The organism is Streptomyces lacaronensis (genome assembly GCF_047337785.1).
GTDB classification, from domain to species: Bacteria; Actinomycetota; Actinomycetes; order Streptomycetales; family Streptomycetaceae; genus Streptomyces; species Streptomyces lycopersici.
Window position 1 is genome coordinate 7,357,468 of record NZ_JBLHDK010000003.1, and the last position, 18,908, is coordinate 7,376,375.

15 protein-coding genes are annotated in these 18,908 nt (G+C 70.2%); 6 read left to right on the forward strand and 9 right to left on the reverse strand.

From position 1 onward, the window contains the following. The first annotated feature begins 81 nt into the window (after positions 1-81). Positions 82-1,371 (forward strand): citrate synthase, encoded by a 1,290-nt coding sequence (locus ACMTAK_RS32045; RefSeq protein ID WP_044575006.1) that lies wholly within the window; start codon positions 82-84, stop codon positions 1,369-1,371. A gap of 598 nt (positions 1,372-1,969) precedes the next feature. Here ACMTAK_RS32045 and ACMTAK_RS32050 read toward each other — a convergent pair. The 3 genes from ACMTAK_RS32050 to ACMTAK_RS32060 form a co-directional block, all read right to left on the reverse strand. Continuing rightward, a complete protein-coding gene (locus ACMTAK_RS32050; RefSeq protein ID WP_413809389.1) occupies positions 1,970-4,279 on the reverse strand; it encodes a heavy metal translocating P-type ATPase in 2,310 nt (769 codons plus the stop codon). 87 nt (positions 4,280-4,366) lie between these two features. Then, the gene (locus ACMTAK_RS32055; protein WP_262699658.1) at positions 4,367-4,591 is read right to left on the reverse strand and encodes a heavy-metal-associated domain-containing protein; all 225 of its coding nucleotides are present in this window, start codon (positions 4,589-4,591) and stop codon (positions 4,367-4,369) included. Between the two features lie 208 nt (positions 4,592-4,799). Then, a complete protein-coding gene (locus ACMTAK_RS32060) occupies positions 4,800-5,459 on the reverse strand; it encodes a TetR family transcriptional regulator (protein ID WP_413809390.1) in 660 nt (219 codons plus the stop codon). Between the two features lie 167 nt (positions 5,460-5,626). Here ACMTAK_RS32060 and ACMTAK_RS32065 point away from each other — a divergent pair, with 167 nt between their 5' ends. Next, positions 5,627-8,017 carry an MMPL family transporter gene (locus ACMTAK_RS32065; RefSeq protein ID WP_413809391.1) on the forward strand — a complete coding sequence of 797 codons (2,391 nt, stop codon included), beginning with the start codon at positions 5,627-5,629 and terminating at the stop codon, positions 8,015-8,017. 29 nt (positions 8,018-8,046) lie between these two features. Here ACMTAK_RS32065 and ACMTAK_RS32070 read toward each other — a convergent pair whose 3' ends face one another. The 6 genes from ACMTAK_RS32070 to ACMTAK_RS32095 all read right to left on the reverse strand — a co-directional run bounded on the left by ACMTAK_RS32070 (position 8,047) and on the right by ACMTAK_RS32095 (position 13,715). Next, positions 8,047-8,256 (reverse strand): helix-turn-helix transcriptional regulator, encoded by a 210-nt coding sequence (locus ACMTAK_RS32070; RefSeq protein ID WP_413809392.1) that lies wholly within the window; start codon positions 8,254-8,256, stop codon positions 8,047-8,049. A gap of 300 nt (positions 8,257-8,556) precedes the next feature. Further along, the gene (locus ACMTAK_RS32075) at positions 8,557-9,576 is read right to left on the reverse strand and encodes a Gfo/Idh/MocA family protein (RefSeq protein WP_413809393.1); all 1,020 of its coding nucleotides are present in this window, start codon (positions 9,574-9,576) and stop codon (positions 8,557-8,559) included. Between the two features lie 81 nt (positions 9,577-9,657). Beyond that, positions 9,658-10,578, reverse strand: coding sequence for a sugar phosphate isomerase/epimerase family protein (locus ACMTAK_RS32080; RefSeq protein WP_262699654.1), 921 nt, complete (start codon positions 10,576-10,578; stop codon positions 9,658-9,660). Between the two features lie 167 nt (positions 10,579-10,745). Further along, the gene (locus tag ACMTAK_RS32085; RefSeq protein WP_413809394.1) at positions 10,746-11,621 is read right to left on the reverse strand and encodes an ATP-binding cassette domain-containing protein; all 876 of its coding nucleotides are present in this window, start codon (positions 11,619-11,621) and stop codon (positions 10,746-10,748) included. Between the two features lie 5 nt (positions 11,622-11,626). Then, positions 11,627-12,697: an ABC transporter permease gene (locus ACMTAK_RS32090; RefSeq protein WP_413809395.1), complete on the reverse strand. Its 1,071-nt coding sequence runs from the start codon at positions 12,695-12,697 to the stop codon at positions 11,627-11,629. A gap of 7 nt (positions 12,698-12,704) precedes the next feature. Beyond that, on the reverse strand, positions 12,705-13,715 hold the full coding sequence (locus tag ACMTAK_RS32095) for a substrate-binding domain-containing protein (protein WP_262699651.1): 1,011 nt from the start codon (positions 13,713-13,715) through the stop codon (positions 12,705-12,707). 282 nt (positions 13,716-13,997) lie between these two features. On the opposite strand from ACMTAK_RS32095, the gene iolC reads away from it, so the two are divergent. The 4 genes from iolC to iolD all read left to right on the forward strand — a co-directional run bounded on the left by iolC (position 13,998) and on the right by iolD (position 18,880). Beyond that, on the forward strand, positions 13,998-14,945 hold the full coding sequence (gene iolC / locus ACMTAK_RS32100) for a 5-dehydro-2-deoxygluconokinase (protein ID WP_413809396.1): 948 nt from the start codon (positions 13,998-14,000) through the stop codon (positions 14,943-14,945). A 202-nt stretch (positions 14,946-15,147) separates the two neighbouring features. Next, positions 15,148-16,035 (forward strand): Cgl0159 family (beta/alpha)8-fold protein, encoded by an 888-nt coding sequence (locus ACMTAK_RS32105; protein ID WP_044575027.1) that lies wholly within the window; start codon positions 15,148-15,150, stop codon positions 16,033-16,035. Between the two features lie 29 nt (positions 16,036-16,064). Further along, a complete protein-coding gene (gene iolB / locus ACMTAK_RS32110) occupies positions 16,065-16,997 on the forward strand; it encodes a 5-deoxy-glucuronate isomerase (protein WP_413809397.1) in 933 nt (310 codons plus the stop codon). Further along, positions 16,994-18,880: a 3D-(3,5/4)-trihydroxycyclohexane-1,2-dione acylhydrolase (decyclizing) gene (iolD, locus tag ACMTAK_RS32115; RefSeq protein WP_413809398.1), complete on the forward strand. Its 1,887-nt coding sequence runs from the start codon at positions 16,994-16,996 to the stop codon at positions 18,878-18,880. Before iolB ends, iolD begins: the two co-directional genes overlap by 4 nt. The last annotated feature ends 28 nt before the right edge of the window (positions 18,881-18,908 follow it).

An 18,908-nucleotide genomic window follows, 5' to 3' on the forward strand; every position in this document is an offset into this window, starting at 1 on the left:
CACGTTCGCTACCCGAGTAGGGGAAGGTGGGGGGAGTCAGGGCACCTCGAAGAAGAGAACCAGACGTCGGTGAGGGATGACGTGAGCGACAACTCTGTAGTACTGCGGTACGGGGACGGCGAGTACACCTACCCGGTGGTCGACAGCACCGTCGGCGACAAGGGCTTCGATATCGGCAAGCTGCGCGCCCAGACCGGTCTGGTGACCCTGGACTCCGGTTACGGCAACACCGCCGCGTACAAATCCGCGATCACCTATCTGGACGGTGAGCAGGGCATCCTGCGCTATCGCGGCTACCCCATCGAGCAGCTGGCGGAGCGCGCCTCCTTCCTGGAGACCGCCTTTCTGCTGATCAACGGGGAGCTGCCGACCGTCGATGAACTGGCGGCCTTCCGTGAGGACATCACCCGCCACACGCTGTTGCACGAGGACGTCAAGCGGTTCTACGACGGTTTCCCGCGTGACGCCCACCCGATGGCGATGCTGTCCTCCGTGGTCAGCGCGCTGTCGACCTTCTACCAGGACAGCCACAACCCCTTCGACGAGAAGCAGCGCAACCTCTCGACGACCCGGCTGCTGGCCAAGCTGCCGACCATTGCCGCGTATGCGTACAAGAAGTCGGTCGGCCACCCCTTTGTCTACCCGCGCAATGACCTCGGCTATGTCGAGAACTTCCTCCGGATGACCTTCTCGGTCCCCGCGCAGGAGTACGACCTCGACCCGACCGTGGTCTCCGCGCTCGACAAGCTGCTGATTCTGCACGCCGACCACGAGCAGAACTGTTCGACCTCCACGGTCCGGCTGGTCGGTTCCTCGCAGGCCAATATGTTCGCCTCCATCTCGGCGGGCATCAACGCCCTGTGGGGCCCCCTGCACGGCGGCGCCAACCAGTCCGTGCTGGAGATGCTCGAGGGCATCCAGGCTTCGGGCGGCGACGTCGACACCTTCATCCGCAAGGTGAAGAACAAGGAAGACGGCGTGAAGCTCATGGGCTTCGGGCACCGCGTCTACAAGAACTTCGACCCCCGGGCGAAGATCATCAAGTCGGCGGCGCACGATGTCCTCTCCGCGCTCGGCAAGTCCGACGAGCTGCTCGACATCGCGCTCAAGCTGGAGGAGCACGCGCTCGCGGACGACTACTTCGTGGAGCGCAAGCTCTACCCGAACGTGGACTTCTACACCGGTCTGATCTACCGGGCCATGGGCTTCCCGACCGAGATGTTCACCGTGCTGTTCGCGCTCGGCCGACTGCCGGGCTGGATCGCTCAGTGGCACGAGATGATCAAAGAGCCGGGCTCCCGCATCGGCCGCCCCCGCCAGATCTACACGGGTGTGGTGGAGCGCGACTTCGTCCCGGTCGAGGAGCGCTAGGGCAACATCTGCGTCTCCGGGTGCCTCCGTCCCACTTGGGCCGGGGGCACTTGGCGCATACGGGTGCTCGGCCCCCGGCCGGGCGCCCCTCTGAAAGGGCCGGGCACCTCAGTCGCATCCGGCCCCTTGGGTCTTCCGGCTGGGGGCACCTCCCAGCGGTAGCTGGGGGAGGCTGAGGCGCCCCGGAGGCGAACCGAGCCTCAAAAAAAGAAGGTGCGAGAAGCGCCCCGCTGCCGATCCCCCCACGGGTCGGAGCGGGGCGCTCCCCTTGCCCCGGAGCGGATTCCCCCCACGGGATCCGGCCGGGTGTCCACGGGCCCTTGCGGGCCGTATGGTGACGCGATCTGCCGGGACGCGTACCTACGGGAGGGCCGCTCAAAGCTCCCCGAGTACGTCGCCCCGGCTACGCGTAGCAGGATCCGTCCCCCAAGACGTATCCCCACCGTCCCATTAGACTCGCGACCCCCCGCAATGGTTACGTTGGGTTGCCTGTGATCTGCGTCTCTTGCCATAAGGGCCATAAAAGGGCAAGAGCCTCGATTTGAAGATCAAGGCTCCACCGTATGGGTGTTGTGCGGCTTATGGGGACTTGGTGAATCTATGTGGATGCTGTGAAGGTCCGCAGTCGCAGACTGTTCGTCACCACGAACACGGACGAGAACGCCATCGCGGCTCCCGCGATCATCGGGTTCAGCAGTCCGGCCGCCGCGAGCGGCAGCGCGGCGACGTTGTAGCCGAAGGCCCAGAAGAGATTGCCCTTGATGGTGCCGAGGGTCCTGCGGGCCAGCCGGATCGCGTCCGCCGCCACCCGCAGATCGCCCCGGACCAGGGTCAGATCCCCGGATTCGATGGCCGCGTCCGTGCCCGTGCCCATCGCGAGCCCCAGGTCGGCGGTGGCGAGGGCGGCCGCGTCGTTGACCCCGTCGCCCACCATGGCGACCGTACGGCCCTCGTCTTGTAGCCGCTTCACCACGTCCACCTTGTCCTGCGGCAGCACCTCGGCGATGACGTCGTCGATGCCGACCTCGCGGGCCACCGCCTCGGCGACCAGCCGGTTGTCGCCGGTCAGCAGGATCGGGGTGAGGCCGAGCGCCCGCAGCTGGGCGACCGCCTCGGCGCTGGTCTCCTTGACGGCGTCGGCCACCAGGAGGACGCCGCGCGCCTCGCCGTCCCAGGCCACCGCGACCGCCGTCCGCCCCTCCGACTCGGCCGCCGCCTTGGCGGCCACGAGGTCTTCGGGCAGCTCGATGGCCCAGGCGCCGAGCAGCTTCTCGCGGCCGACCAGCACCGCGTGGCCGTCCACCGTGCCCTGGACGCCGAGGCCGGGCTCGGAGTGGAAGTCCACGGGCGCCGGGAGGTCACCGATCCGCTCGGCCGCGCCGTCCGCGATGGCCCGTGCGATCGGGTGCTCGGAGGCGTGCTCCAGGGCGCCCGCGAGCCGTAGCAGCTCCCGCTCGTCCACGCCGGGCGCCGTGATGGCCCCGCGCAGCCGCATCTGCCCGGCCGTCACCGTGCCGGTCTTGTCCAGGACGACGGTGTCCACCCGGCGCGTGGACTCCAGCACCTCGGGCCCCTTGATCAGGATGCCCAGCTGGGCCCCGCGGCCGGTGCCGACCATGAGCGCGGTCGGGGTGGCCAGGCCCAGGGCGCACGGGCAGGCGATGATCAGGACGGCGACGGCCGCGGTGAAGGCGGCGGCCGTGTCGCCCGTGGTGAGCAGCCAGCCCAGCAGGGTGCCGACGGCGATCAGCAGCACGATCGGTACGAAGATCCCCGAGACCCTGTCGGCGAGCCGCTGCACCTCGGCCTTGCCGTTCTGCGCGTCCTCGACCAGCTTGGCCATGCGGGACAGCTGGGTGTCCGCGCCGACCCGGGTGGCCTCGACCACGATCCGGCCCGACGCGTTGACGGTCGCGCCCGCCACCGCGTCGCCGACCTCCACGTCCACCGGCACCGACTCGCCGGTCAGCATCGAGGCGTCCACGGCGGAGGAGCCCTCGACCACCGTGCCGTCGGTGGCGATCTTCTCGCCGGGGCGCACCACGAAGCGGTCGCCGACGGCCAGCTCGCCGACGGGGATCCGTACCTCACGCCCGCCGCGCAGCACGGCCACGTCCTTGGCGCCGAGCTCCAGCAGCGCGCGCAGCGCCGCGCCCGCCCGCCGCTTGGACTTGGCCTCCAGATGGCGGCCGAGGAGGATCAGCGCGGTCACTCCGGCCGCCGCCTCCAGGTAGATCGAGGACGAGCCGTCGGTGCGGGAGACGGTGAGGTCGAAGCCGTGCCGCATACCGGGCATGCCCGCGTGGCCGAAGAACAGCGCCCACGCGGACCAGCCGAGGGCCGCCAGGGTGCCGATGGAGACGAGGGTGTCCATGGTGGCCGCGCCGTGCCGGGCGTTCGTCCAGGCGGCCTTGTGGAAGGGCGCGCCGCCCCAGACGACGACCGGCGCGGCGAGGGTGAGCGACAGCCACTGCCAGTTGTCGAACTGGAGGGACGGCACCATCGCCAGCACCACGACGGGCAGGGATAGTGCGAGGGAGACGAGCATGCGGTGGCGCAGGGAGTCCGGCGCGCCCTCGCCGCGCGGGTCGGCCTCCGGTGCGGCGGCGTCCTCGGGGGCGCGGGGCCCGGGCACGGCTGGGCGCGGTGCCTCGGCGGTGTACCCGGTCTTGACGACGGTGTCGATCAGGTCGGCGACCTCGATCCCTTCGCCGTAGGACACCTTGGCCTTCTCGGTGGCGAAGTTCACCGTGGCGGTGACGCCGTCGAGGCGGTTGAGCTTCTTCTCGACACGGGCGGCGCAGGACGCACAGGTCATCCCGCCGATGGCGAGCTCGACCTGCGAGGGCCCGCCGGTCGTCGCCGTGGTGTCGGCGGCGGGCCCGGCGGGGGATGCCGTGCTGGTCATGTCTGGTCTCCTGGGAGGAGGGCCGGGCCGTACGGCGACTGTATGAGCAGGGCGGCACGGCCCGGCGGGGGTTCGGTGGGGGCTCGCTCAGGCCCGGCCGGCGAGCTCGTAGCCCGCCTCGTCCACGGCGGCGCGGACGCTCTCGTCGTCCAGCGGGGCGGCCGAGACCACGGTGACCTGGCCGGTGGACGCCACGGCCTTGACGGAGGTGACGCCGTCGAGGGCGCCGATCTCCTCGGTGACGGCGCCTTCGCAGTGGCCGCAGGTCATACCGGTCACCTTGTAGACGGTGGTGACTGCCTCGGAGCTCATGGGGTTCTCCTGTGTGGGTGAGCGTGACGGTAGGTGCCCAGGAGGCACCGGAATGCCTCAGCGTCTCCTGGCAATCCCCACTCTATACCCCTAGGGGGTATGGATGGAAGCCGGTGGTGCGCCGGTCGGTGACGGGTGCGGCGCACCCGCGCGCACCCCTCAGCGGCCCGGGGCCGGGAGGGGTGGGTGACGAGGTGTGGCGCGGGGGTCAGGGCTGGGCGGGGACTCCCTCGGTGCCGAGCACCGGGGCGAGATAGCCGTACAGGGCGGTCTTCAACTCCGCGACGTACGCCTCCCGTTCCGCGCCCTCATGGCCGAGGATCAGCCCCAGTCCGGCCTTGAACAGGGCGAACGCCATGTTCGCGGTGTGGGCGCGGCGTTCGGGGGAGAGGTCGGGGTTGCGGACGCCGATCAGCTCGTCGATGCGGTCCTGGATCGAGTCGTGCAGGGCGGCGTGCTCCTCGAGGAAGTGGCCCGGTGCGTCGGAGGACTGGAGCAGGGTCAGGAAGGCGGGGTTCGCACAGTTGAACTCGATCATCGGATCGAGGACCGCGTCGAGCAGTTCGCGCAGCGGCAGCGCGGCGTTCCGCAGGGTGAAGACCACCCCGTGGGTCTCCAGCATCCGGCGGTTGAGGCGCTCGCCGAGCTCGACGGCGATGGCCTCCTTGTTCGGGAAGAACTGGTACAGCGTGCCGGGGGAGACCCCGGCCTCGCGGGCGATGGCGTTGGTGCTCGCGGAGGTGTAGCCGGTGCGGCAGAAGACGCTCGCGGCGGCGTCGAGCAGCTGCTGGATCCGGCGCTCGCCGCGCGCCTGTCTGCGGCGCGGCTTCGCCGTCTCGTCGGGCTGGTCCGCCTTGCTCTCGCTCACCTGTTTTCCCCGGCTCTCCGTGTTCGATTGACAAACACGAGCGCCCGCTCGCATTCTTGAGAAACGCGAGCGGTCGCTCGTGTTTACCGCCCATGGTAATCAGCGACCCGTGCCGCCTACGGACATTTGGTGGCGGCATGGGGCACAGGTGAAGGGGACACCTCGCCATGACCGATGTCAACCGCCCACCCGAGGACCGGATCGGAGGGTGGACCCGCCTGGTCACGGCGCGTCCTCGGCTGTCCCTGCTGATCGCTTTGATCTTCACCGCGCTGGCCGTCGTAGCCGGGAGTGGGGTCGCCGACCGGATGGGAAGCGGCGGCTGGGAGGACCCCGCGTCCGAGTCCGCGTATGCCACCAAGGCGCTCGAGAAGCGCTTCCCCGCCTCCCAGCCCAATCTGATCCTGCTCGTCGACAGCGGTAAGAGGACCGTGGACGATCCGGCCGTCGCCGCCGAGGCCCGGTCACTGGCCAAGAAGCTCTCGGACGAGAAGGCGGTCACCGGGGTCACCTCGTACTGGGCCACCGGCGCGCCCTCGCTTCGCGCCCGGGACCGGGGGGAGGCGATCATCGCCGCGCGGATCCTGGGCGATGAGTCGGCCGCGGGCAAGGCGCTGGAGCGCATAGCGCCCCACTACCGGGGCGCCCATGGCCCGGTCGAGGTGCGGGTCGGCGGGATGGTCGCGGTCCGCCATGAGCTGCAGTCCACCATCCAGGAGGATCTGCTGCGGGCCGAGATGATCGCCCTGCCCATCACTCTGGTGCTGCTCGTGATGGTCTTCGGCAGCGCCGTGGCCGCCCTGCTGCCGCTCGGCGTCGGCATCATCGCGATCCTCGGCACCGACGCGGTGCTGCGCGGGCTCACCGAATTCACCGATGTCTCGGTCTTCGCGCAGAACCTGACCACCGCGCTCGGCCTCGGACTCGCCATCGACTATGCCCTGTTCATCGTGCGCCGCTTCCGCGAGGAGCTGGGGCGGGGCGCGGAGAAGCTGCCCGCCGTCGCGGCCACGCTGCGCACCGCCGGGCGCACCGTGCTCTTCTCGGCGCTGACCGTCGCCGCCTCGCTCGCCGCCATGCTGGTCTTCCCGCAGTACTTCCTGCGCTCCTTCGCCTATGCGGGGATCGCGGTGGTGCTGATCGCCGCCACCGCGGCCCTGGTGGTCCTGCCCGCGGCGCTCATCCTCCTGGGCGACCGGGTCAACGCACTGGATCTCACCCGGCTGCTGCGCCGTGGCCGCCCGGCCCGGGGCGGGGAGCCGGGAGCGGGCTGGGCGCGGCTCGCACGGCTGGTGATGCGGCGGGCCCCGGTGTTCGCGCTGGCCACCGTCGCCGGTCTGGTCGCGCTGGGACTGCCGTTCCTGAGAGTGGAGTTCGGCACCGCGGACGACCGCCAGCTGCCGTCGAGCGCCGAGTCCCATGTGGTGCAGCAGCACATCCGGGAGGGGTTCCCCGGCGGTCCCGGGGGCGCGGTGGAGGTCCTCGCCGAGGGCGGCGGCACGGGCAGCAAGGCCCTCGCCGACTACAGCGCCAAGGTCTCCGCCCTCCCCCAGGTGCTGCGGGTGGACAGTCCGGCGGGCCGGTTCGCCGATGGGCGGCGGGTGGCCGGGCCGGGGCCGGCGGAGGCGGCGCGGCTGTCCGATGGCTCGGCGCAGATCACCGTGCAGCCCAGGGGCGAGGCCGTGGACGCCGCCAGCCAGGATCTGGTGCGGACGATTCGCGCCCAGGAGCCGCCGTTCACCACCTCGGCGACCGGCACCGCCGCCGTCCTGGTGGACACCAAGGACTCCATAGCCGACCGGCTGCCCTGGGCCGCGGCCATCATCGTCGCCGTCACCCTGCTGCTGGTCTTCCTGCTCACCGGAAGCGTGCTGATACCGATTCAGGCCGTGCTGCTGAACGCGCTCAGTCTGACGGCGATGTTCGGCGCGGTGGTGTGGGTCTTCCAGGACGGGCATCTGTCCGGCCCGCTCTCCTTCACCACCTCCGGCGATATCGAGACCACCCTGCCCGTCCTGATGTTCTGCGTCGCCTTCGGACTCTCCATGGACTACGGGGTCTTCCTGCTCTCCCGGATCAAGGAGGAGTACGACCGCACCGGGGACCATCGGGCGGCGGTGGAGTTCGGGCTGCGGCGCACCGGCGGCCTGATCACGGCGGCGGCGCTGATCCTCGCCGTGGTGATGGTGGGTATCGGCACCTCGCGGGTCACCAACACCAAGATGCTGGGGCTGGGTATCGCCCTGGCCGTGCTGATGGACGCGATGGTGGTGCGCGGGCTGCTGGTGCCGGCGGTGATGAAGCTGACCGGCCGGGCCACCTGGTGGGCCCCGGGCCCGCTGCGCCGGCTGCACACCCGGTTCGGGCTGAGCGAGGGGGAATCCACTCCCGCCGAACGCCGCGGGGACTCCGGCACGGATGCCGCCACCGGCGGCAAGGCCGACGATCGCCGGTGCCGCGGCAAGGGCGGGCCTCACGCAGAGGACGGGGCACATGACGAGGAGGGGGTTCAGGGAGAGGGGAAGAAGGCGCGGGACCGGGTGAGCACGGGCCGCTGACGGCTCACACGGACGTGGTGGCCGCACCGCTAGTCCTCGCCATCACGCCGGGCGCGGCGGTTGCCGGGTCTGCGGACCACCCAGGAGCGGATCGTATCCGCGTACCAATACGGCTTGGCGCCCTCCACATGATCGGGGGGCGGCAGCAGACCGTGCTTGCGGTAGGACCGTACGGTGTCGGTCCGCACACCGATATGCGCGGCGATCTCCTTGTACGACCACAGCCTCCGGTCGGTCATCTCTTATGCCCTTCCGCAGGGCGTCGCGGTCACGGCCCGGTGGGGCCGTCGGGGGAGCCACGGCGCGCCTGCTCACATGCCATCAGCCTGTGCCCGGTCAACGACGCTGAGTGAAGGGCGGCCCGGGGCTGTTGAACACCTGTGACAGAGGCGTGTGGAGATGTGACCCCTGTGACGCACAGGTGACGCACCGGACGAGACTCGGGCGCCATGACCACAGCGGGCCGGCCGTAAGGTCAGGGGGTCACGGCCGGCCCGCTGGGCGTCAGCTGGAGAGGGGGCGTCGGCTGGAGAGGGGCGTCAGCTGTAGAAGGCGGGGCGCTCGATCATCTCGACGGCGGTGCGCCGACCCGTGGCCTGGGCCCGGACCCCCGCCTCGCTGACGGCGGTCGCGGCATAGCCGTCCCAGGCGCTGGGGCCCTCGACCTCCCCGCGCCGGGTGGCGTTGACCCAGCTCTGCACCTCGCGGTCGTACGCCTCCTCGAAGCGGGCCACGAAGTCGGGGGCGATCTCCCCGCCCCAGGTGCCGGGCCGGTTGACCAGCATCCCGTGGGCGTCGCCGACGCGGGCGGTGCCCCGCTCGCACACCGCCTCCGCCTGCACCTGGTAGCCGAAGCCGCAGGTGGCGAAGATCTCCACATTGACGATCGCTCCGCTGGTGGTCTCGAAGACCACCAGCTGGGGGTCGCTGAGCGGCTCGGGCGACAGCGAGCTGGGGGTCGGCTTGAGCACGGTGACCGCGGCGATCTCCTGCTCCAGCAGCCAGCGCGACTGGTCCATCTCATGCACCACCGAGTCGGTGATCATCATCTCGTTGGTGAAGTACGAGTGCACCGAGGCATTGCGGTGGCGGCAGTGCAGCAGCAGCGGGCGGCCCAGCTCACCCCCGGCCAGCAGCGTCTTGAGCTTCATGAACTCGGTGTCGTAGCGGCGCATGAAGCCCACCTGCACCCGGCGGTGGCCCAGCCGCTGCTCGGCCTCCAGCACCCGCAGCGCGGACGCGGAGTCCGGGGTGAGCGGCTTCTCGCACAGCACCGGCAGATCGCGCTCGAACGCGCTGAGCAGCGCGGCCTCGTGCGCGGGCCCCGGCGAGGCGATCAGCACCGCGTCCACGCCGGGCGCGGCCATCGCGGCGGCCGGGTCGGTGAACGCCTGACAGCCGTCGGCGGTGTCGGCGACCGCCTTGGCCCGCGCCTCGTCGATGTCGACCACGGCGGCCACCCGGGCGCCGCTGATCACGTCGTTGATGCGGCGGACATGGTCGGCGCCCATCTTGCCGGTCCCGATGACGGCGACCCCGAGCGTTCCCTGCTGGGTCATAGACTGCTCTCTCTTCTCTCTCTGCTCTCTGGACGGTTCGAAGGCGCGTGGGTGAAGGCCCGTGGGGCGAAAAGGGAGCGGTCAGGCGCCGCAGGAGCGCAGGAAGCGCCGGGTGCGCTCGGCGATGGGGAAGGGCTGGCCGGGCGGGCAGGGGTACATGTCCTGCTCGACGATGGCGAACAGATCCACATCCAGGTTCTGGGCCGCGGTCAGGACCGGGCCCAGCTCCGGAACGCCGTTGGGCGGTTCGCACATCACACCGCGCTGGACGGCGGGGCCGAACGGCACCTCGTTCTTGACCACATCGGCGAGGATCTCCGGGTCGACCTGCTTGAGGTGGAGATAGCCGATGCGCTCGCCGTAGGTCTCGATCAGCTTGACGCTGTCGCCGCCGCAGTAGGCGTAGTGGCCGGTGTCCAGGCAGAGGTTGACCAGGTCTGCGTCGGTGGCGTCCAGGAAGCGGGCGACGTTCTCCTCGGTGTCGATATGGGTGTCGGCATGCGGGTGGACGACGATGTCGAGCCCGAAGCGCTCCCGCACCTCACGGCCGAGCCGCTCCATCCCGGTGGACAGATGGCGCCACTGCTCCGCGGTGAGCTTCGGGGGCTCGATCAGCTCGGCGGTCTTGTCGTCCCGCCAGAAGGAGGGGATGACCACGAGGTGCTTGGCGTTCATCGCCCGGGTCAGCTCGGCGACCTGGGAGACATGCTCCCAGGTGGCGTCCCAGACCTCGGGGCCGCGGTGCAGCGAGGTGAAGACGGTGCCCGCGGAGACCGTGAGGCCGCGCCGGCCGGTCTCCTCGGTGAGCCGGGCCGGGTCCGTGGGCAGATAGCCGTACGGACCCAGCTCGATCCACTCGTAACCGGCCTCGGTGACCTCGTCGAGGAAGCGCTGCCAGGGGACCTGCTGATCGTCGTCGGGGAACCACACCCCCCAGGAGTCGGGGGCCGAGCCGACCCGGATGCGGTCCAGGGCGGGTACGGGGGAGGCGTCGGCAGTCATGGCAGAGGGTCTCCTCGGTGTGCTGGGGTGCCCGCGTCGTACTGTTTTGGGCAGCTTCACCGGCCGGGCGGGCGGCCGTCAAGACTTCGTCAGGACATTCGGACGTCTTGTCAGGGAAAGGGGAGGGGAAAGACGTCGGAAGAATGACGTCCGTCGGGTGGGGTCCGTCAGGAGGAAGGGGCGGCCACCTCCTCCGGCAGCTCGTCCACATCGACCCCGCGGACCTGGGCCAGCTCATGCTTGAGCGCGGCCAGTTCGGCACCGCCGGCCATATGGTTGGTGAGCTCTTCGAGGCTGACGTCCTCGCGCGCCGCGTTCAGCTCCAGGGCGCCGAGCCGGAGTACCGCGAAGTGGTCGCCGACCATATAGGCGTGGTGCGGGTTGTGGGTGATGAAGATGACGCCGAGCCCGCGCTCGCGCGCCGCCGCGATGTACTTGAGCACCACACCGGACTGCTTGACGCCGAGCGCCGCGGTCGGTTCGTCCAGGATCAGCACCCGGGCGCCGAAGTGGACCGCCCGGGCGATGGCCACGGACTGCCGCTGGCCGCCGGAGAGGGTGCCGATGGGCTGCTCCAGGTTGTCGAGGTGGATGCCCATGGCGGACAGCTCCTCGCCGGTGATCTGCTTCATCCGCTCGATGTCCAGCCGCCGCACCGGCCATGGGCCACGGGTCAGCTCGGAGCCGAGGAAGAAGTTCCGCCACACCGGCATCAGCGGCACGGTGGCCAGGTCCTGGTAGACGGTGGCGATGCCCAGGTTCAGGGCGTCGCGCGGGGTGTTCAGCCGCACCGGCTTGCCGTCCACGAGGTATTCGCCCTCGTCATGCTGGTGCAGCCCCGAGATGATCTTGATCAGGGTGGACTTGCCGGCGCCGTTGTCGCCGAGTACACAGGTCACCCGGCCCGGCCGGACGGCCAGGTCGATGCCCTCCAGGGCGCGGATGTTCCCGTAGAGCTTGCCCACGCCCCGCAGCCGGATCACCGGCTCCTCGTCCGGTGCGGGAGCCTGTGCGGCGCTGTCCTTGGTGACGTTCGTTGCCATTCCGATCACCTCCTGGCGGCCTGACGGCGCACCCACAGATTGACGAGGGTCGCGAGCAGCAGCATCACGCCGACGAAGAACTTGAACCAGTCGGGGTTCCAGTTGGCGTAGACGATGCCCTGGTTGACCATGCCGAAGATGAAGGCGCCGAGGACCGCGCCGATCGCGGAGCCATAGCCGCCGGTCAGCAGGCAGCCGCCGATCACGGCCGCGATGATGTAGTAGAACTCGTTGCCCACGCCCTCGCCGGCCTGCACGGTGTTGTACTCGAAGAGCAGATGCATGCCCACGAACCAGGCCGCGAAGCCCACCGTCATAAAGAGGGCGATCTTGGTGAGGTTCACGGGTACGCCCACGGCGCGGGCGCTCTCCTTCGAGCCACCGGCCGCGAAGATCCAGTTGCCGAACTTGGTGCGCAGCAGCACCCAGGTGGCGATGGCGGCGAAGATCAGCCACCACAGCACGGTGATCTTCACATCGACGCCCAAGACGTCGATCTCGGAGGCGAAGAGCGACTTGGCCTGGTCGAAGCCGTCCATGTCGCTGATGGAGTCGGTGGCGACATTGCCGGTCAGCAGCTTGGTGATGGCCAGGTTGGCGCCCTGGAGCATCAGGAAGCTGGCGAGGGTGACCAGGAAGCTGGGCAGCCCGGTCTTGATCAGCAGCAGTCCGTTGATCAGCCCCACGGTGAGCGAGACCAGCAGGGCGACGAGCACACCCACCCAGACATTGGTGGTGAGCTGGAAGCTGAGCATGCTCGCGGCCAGCGCCGAGGAGGTGACGGCGACTCCGGCCGACAGGTCGAACTCACCGCCGATCATCAGCAGGGAGACGGCCAGCGCCATGATGCCCATGGTGGACGCCTGGTAGAGGACGGTGGCGAAGGAGTCGGCCTGCCGGAAGGTGGGGGCCACGGCGAAGAAGAAGAGGTAGACGCCGACGGCCGCGACCAGCGCCCCGATCTCGGGGCGGGCCAGCGCCCGCCGGGCCAGCGAGCGCTCGGCGGTGCGGCTCTTGGGTGGGACCGCGGGGGAGGCGGGCGGGGTGGCGGCCGCCGGGGTGGCGGTATGGGTCATGACCGGCTCACCGCGTTCCCTTCTGGGCGAACTTGGCGATGGTGTCCACGTTGTCCTTGGTGACGAACGCGGGCCCGGTCAGCACGGGCTGCTCGCCGCCGCCGCTGAAGTTGCCGTTGTTCTTGTAGAGCCACAGGGAGTCGATGGACAGATAGCCCTGGAGGTACGGCTGCTGGTCGACGGCGAACTGGACATCGCCGCTCTGCACGGCCGAGACCAGGTCCTTGTTGAGGTCGAAGGTGGCCACCTTGGCCTTGTCGCCGGCGTCCTTCGCGGACTGCACGGCGGTCAGGGCGAATGGGGCACCCAGGGTGACGACATAGTCGATGCTCGAATCCTGCTTGAGCTTCGCGGAAATCGTCGACTTGACCGACGGCATGTCGGTTCCGTTGACGTAGAGGATGTCGGTCTTGCCCTTGAAGGTCTTCTTCACGCCCGCGCAGCGGGCCTCGAGGGCGACATGGCCCTGCTCCTGGATCACACAGATGTCGTGCTTGGCGCCGATCTCGTTGAGGTGCTTGCCGAACGCCTGGCCCGCGATGTTCTCGTCCTGGCCGAAGTACTCCAGCAGACCCATGTCCTTCCACTGGTCGAGTCCGGCATTGAAGGCGACGACCGGGATCCCGGCCTTCTTCGCCTTGGCTATCGCACCCTTCATGGCGTCGGGCTTGGCGAGGGTGACGGCGATGCCGTCGACCTTCTGGTTGATCGCGTTCTGGATCAGGTTGGCCTGGTCGGCTCCGTTGGGGTTGCTGGAGTAGACGAGGTCCACGTTGTCCTTGGCCGCCGCGGCCTTGGCGCCCTTGCGCACCGTGTCCCAGAAGGTGTCGCCCGGGGCGGCGTGGGTGATCATCGCGATCCTCATCCGCGGGGTGTCCGCCTTGCCGGCCGCGAGGCCGGCGTCGGCTTCCTGGGCCTTCTTGCCACCCTGACTGCTGCAGCCCGCCGCCAGAAGGGCGGCTGCGGTGGCGAGTGCGGCGAGGCCCGCTCTGCGGTGTCGATTGAGTCTGAGGTCCATTCGTTCCAGCACCTCTCAAAGCCAGGTCCGTCGGATTTGCACGGCCGTTGCAGAACGGGAGCCTCTCCCCGCGGGTGGCCACTGTCAAGACTTTGTCATGACAACATTTCATCTGGACGTAACGAGGCGATAACGCGACCCGTGGGCCCGGATGATTACGTCCGTATGTAAGGACAAAGTCTTGACAGTGGGCGGGGCACACGTCTAGACCTGAGGGGCCGGGATGGATCCCGGAGTTCTGAGTACCAGACCCTGAGCTGCGTCTTTCCCGAAGGGGCAGGCATGAGTGAGCCGCACGACCTGATCACGATGGGCCGCATCGGAGTGGACCTCTATCCACTGCAGACCGGTGTGCCACTGCCGCAGGTTGAATCGTTCGGAAAGTTCCTCGGCGGCTCGGCGACCAATGTCGCGGTCTCCGCGGCCCGCTTCGGCCACCGCTCCGCGGTGATCAGCCGCACCGGGGCGGATCCGTTCGGCGACTACATCCACCAGGAGTTGCGGGCCTTCGGGGTGGACGACCGCTTCGTCACCCCGGTCGAGGAGTACCCCACTCCGATCACCTTCTGCGAGATCTTCCCGCCGGACGACTTCCCGCTGTACTTCTACCGCCGTCCCAAGGCGCCCGATCTGGAGATCCACTCCGATGAGCTGGACCTCGACGCCATCCGCGCCGCCCGGATCTTCTGGATGACCGGCACCGGGCTCAGCGAGGAGCCCAGCCGCACCAGCACCCTCGCCGCGCTCGCCGCCCGCGCCAAGAGCGGCACCACCGTCTTCGACCTCGACTGGCGGCCGATGTTCTGGGCCGATCCGGAGACCGCCCGCCCCTTCTACGCCGAGGCGCTGCGCCACGCCACCGTCGCCGTCGGCAACGTGGACGAGTGCGAGATCGCCACGGGTGCGCGCGAGCCCAAGGCGTGCGCGCAGGCGCTGCTGGACGCGGGCGTGGAGATCGCCGTCGTCAAACAGGGCCCGCGCGGGGTGCTCGCCGTGCACCGCGACGGCACCACCGCGGAGGTCCCGCCGGTCCCGGTCGAGGTGGTCAACGGGCTCGGCGCGGGCGACGCGTTCGGCGGCGCCCTGTGCCACGGGCTGCTCTCGGGCTGGCCCCTGGAGCGCGTGATGCGGTACGCCAACGCGGCGGGCGCCATCGTCGCGTCCCGACTCGCCTGCTCCTCCGCGATGCCCACGGAAGCGGAGGTCGAGGTTCTGCTCGGTGGAGGCTGACCCCGGGGCCCAGTGGGGAGGCCGCTGGGTGCCCATTGTTACGGGTGTCTCCGTCCGGCCGGCGAGTGAGCCGAAGGGGCGCGTCGCTGTCGAAAGGGAGTCGCGGGCAGGGAGCGAGGAACGAGCGACCGAGCACGTCGACCGTCGACAGCGACTCAGGCGCCCCGGAGGCGAACCGAGCCTCGAAAAGAGAGGAAATCCCTTGAGTATCAGCGTTTCCGACCTCGTGACGGTGCGCAGCCGCCACCCGGAGGCCATCGCCGAGGCGGCCGCCCGCCGGGTCCGCCGCCCGCTCATCGGTGACAGCGGCCGACTGATGATCGTGGCCGCCGATCACCCGGCGCGCGGCGCCCTCGCCGTCGGCGGCCACAAGCTGGCCATGGCCAACCGGGTCGAACTGCTGGAGCGGCTGTGTGTGGCGCTGTCCCGGCCCGGGGTCGACGGGGTGCTCGCCACCGCCGACATCCTCGAGGATCTGCTGCTGCTCGGCGCCCTCGACGGCAAGGTCGTCATGGGCTCGATGAACCGCGGCGGCCTCGCCGGGGCCTCGTTCGAGCTCGACGACCGGTTCACCGGACACCGCCCCCAGGACATCGAGCGCCTCCGCTTCGACGCCGGCAAGCTGCTGCTGCGCATCGACTACGAGGACGCCGGTTCGCTGACCACCATGGTCACCACGGCCCGCGCCATCGACGACATGGCCGAGCGGCGGCTGCCCGTCTTCGTCGAGCCGTTCATCTCCCGGCGGACGGGCGGAAAGGTCGTCAACGACCTGTCCGCCGAGGCCGTCACCAAGTCCATAGCCATCGCCTCCGGCCTGGCCGGAACCTCCGCCTACACCTGGCTGAAGGTGCCGGTCACCGACGACGCCGACGAGATGGCGGCGGTGATGGAGACGAGCACCCTTCCGGCGGTGTTGCTCGGCGGCGACGTGGGCAAGTCTCCGCAGGACCAGGAGGAGGCGTACGAGAAGTGGCGCAAGGCGCTGGGCCTGCCCACCGTGCAGGGACTGGTCGTCGGCCGCTCCCTGCTCTATCCGGCGGAGGGCAGTGTCGAGACCGCCGTGGACACCGCCGTCGGCCTGCTGTGACGCTGTAAGAAAGGCAGAGACTTCACGCCATGACCACCACCGATCCGTTCCCCGGCTTCCATGTGCAGGCCGGTAAGGCGGCCGACGGCCCCTACGCCGTGGACATCGACCCCGAGCGGGCCGGCTGGGGCTACTCCAGCCTGCGGGTCCTCGATCTGCCGCCCGGCGGTTCGCATTCGCTGGCCACCGGGGACAGCGAGTGGATCGTGCTGCCGCTGAGCGGCGGCTGCACCGTGATCGCCGAGGGCGAGACGTTCGAACTGCACGGCCGGGAGAGCGTGTTCAGCGGGGTGAGCGACTTCGTCTATCTGCCGCGCGACTCCCACGCTCAGATCGCCAGCGGCGCGGGCGGCCGCTTCGCGCTCACCGGCGCCCGCTGCGAGCGCCGGCTGCCCGCGCGTTACGGACCGGCCTCCGCCGTCCCCGTCGAGCTGCGCGGCAGCGGCAACTGCTCGCGCCAGGTCAACAACTTCGGCGCCGCCGCCCCCGCCGGAGGCGGAAAGTCAGCTGGCGGTTTCGAGTGCGACAAGCTGATCGCCGTCGAGGTGCTCACCCCGGGCGGCAACTGGTCCTCGTACCCGCCGCACAAGCACGACCAGTGCCGCCCCGGCGAGGAGAGCGAGCTCGAGGAGATCTACTACTTCGAGATCGCCGAGGCCCACGGCAACGAGGGCGTCGGCTATCAGCGGGTCTCCCCGTCCGGCCACGGCCGCGGCACCGATGTGCTCGCCGAGGTCCGCTCCGGTGACACCGTCCTGATCCCCGACGGCTGGCACGGCCCCTCCATCGCCGCCCCTGGGCATGACATGTACTACCTCAATGTCATGGCGGGCCCGGAGGCGGAGCGCGCCTGGCTCATCTGCGACCACCCCGATCACGCCTGGATCCGCTCCACCTGGCCGGACCAGCCCGTCGACCCCCGTCTGCCCCTCTATCAAGCACCCGCTGGAGACCCACGATGAACGGTTCGGCAGTGCGCCGCCTCACCGTCGCCCAGGCGCTGGTGGAGTTCCTGGCCCACCAGTACACCGAGCGGGACGGGCAACGGCATCGCCTGATCAACGCCACCTGGGGGATCTTCGGCCATGGCAATGTGGCCGGGCTCGGCCAGGCGCTGCTGGAGTCCGGGCCGGACACCATGCCGTACCTCCAGGGCCGTAACGAACAGGCGATGGTGCACGCCGCGGTCGGCTACGCCCGGCAGAACAACCGGCTCGCCGCCCAGGCCGTCACCACCTCCATCGGCCCCGGCGCCACCAACCTGGTCACCGGTGCCGCGCTCGCCACCGTCAACCGGCTGCCGGTGCTGCTGCTGCCCGGCGACATCTTCGCCACCCGGCCCGCCGACCCGGTGCTCCAGCAGCTCGAAGTGGCGTACGCGGGCGACATCTCGGTGAACGACGCGCTGCGCCCGGTCTCCCGCTACTTCGACCGGGTGATGCGCCCCGAGGCGCTGATCCCGGCCGCGCTCCAGGCCATGCGGGTGCTGGCGGACCCGGCCGAGACCGGCGCCGTCACCCTGGCCCTGCCGCAGGACGTCCAGGCCGAGGCGTTCGACTGGCCCGGGGAGTTCTTCGCCGACCGGGTCTGGCATGTGCGCCGGCCCGTTCCCGAGGCGGCCGAGGTGGCCGCCGCCGCGCGGACCGTCCGCGCCGCCCGGCGGCCGCTGATCGTCGCGGGCGGCGGGGTCCACCACAGCGAGGCCGAGGACAGCTTGCGGGCCCTCGTGGACGCGACCGGCATCCCGGTGGCCTCCACCCAGGCGGGCAAGGGCTCGCTGCGCTACGACCACCCCGCCGACATCGGCGGCATCGGCCACACCGGCACCGCCGTCGCGGACGACCTCGCCCGCACCGCCGACCTGGTCATCGGCGTGGGCACCCGCTACAGCGACTTCACCACCGCCTCCGCGACCCTGTTCGCGGACCCGGCCGTCCGCTTCCTCAACCTCAACATCACGCCGTTCGACGCCCATAAGCTCGGGGCCACCACCGTGGTCGCCGACGCCCGCGCCGCGCTCGAAGCGCTCACCGCCGAGCTGGCGGGCCACCGGGTGGACGAGATGTACGAGGCCGAGTACCGCACCGGGAAGACCGCGTGGGAGCGCCGGGTGGACGCCGCGTACGCCGCCGAGGACGAGACCGCCCGCCCGTCCCAGACCCAGGTCCTGGGCGCGCTGGACGCGGTCGTCGGCGACGAGGACGTGGTGATCAACGCGGCGGGCTCGCTGCCGGGCGACCTCCACAAGCTGTGGCGCGCCCGCTCCCCGCGCCAGTACCACCTCGAATACGGCTACTCCTGCATGGGATACGAGATCCCCGGCGCCATCGGCGTCCGGCTCGCGGCGCCCGGCACCCCGGTCTGGGCGCTGGTCGGCGACGGTACGTATCTGATGATGCCCACCGAGATCGTCACCGCGGTCCAGGAGGGCATCAACATCAACGTCGTGCTGCTCCAGAACCACGGCTATGCCTCGATCGGCGGTCTGTCGGAGACGACCGGCGCCGAGCGCTTCGGCACCGCCTACCGCTTCCGGGCTGCCGACGGGCAGTACACCGGCGATCCGCTCCCGGTCGACCTGGCCGCCAACGCCGCCTCGCTGGGCATGGACGTGCTGCGCGCGGAGAGCGTGGGCGAGCTGCGGGAGGCGCTCGCCGAGGCCCGCGCCTCGGACCGGCCCACATGTGTCTATGTGGAGACCGAAACGGCCGACACAGTGTCCGGCGCACCCGAGGCACAGGCGTGGTGGGATGTGCCTGTCGCCCAGACCGCGACCCGTCCGGCCGCCGTGAAGGCCCGCGAGGACTACGACCGGCAGGCCGCCGCACGCCGCCGCCACCTCTGACGTTTTTCTAGAGAAAGGCTCCGCACCC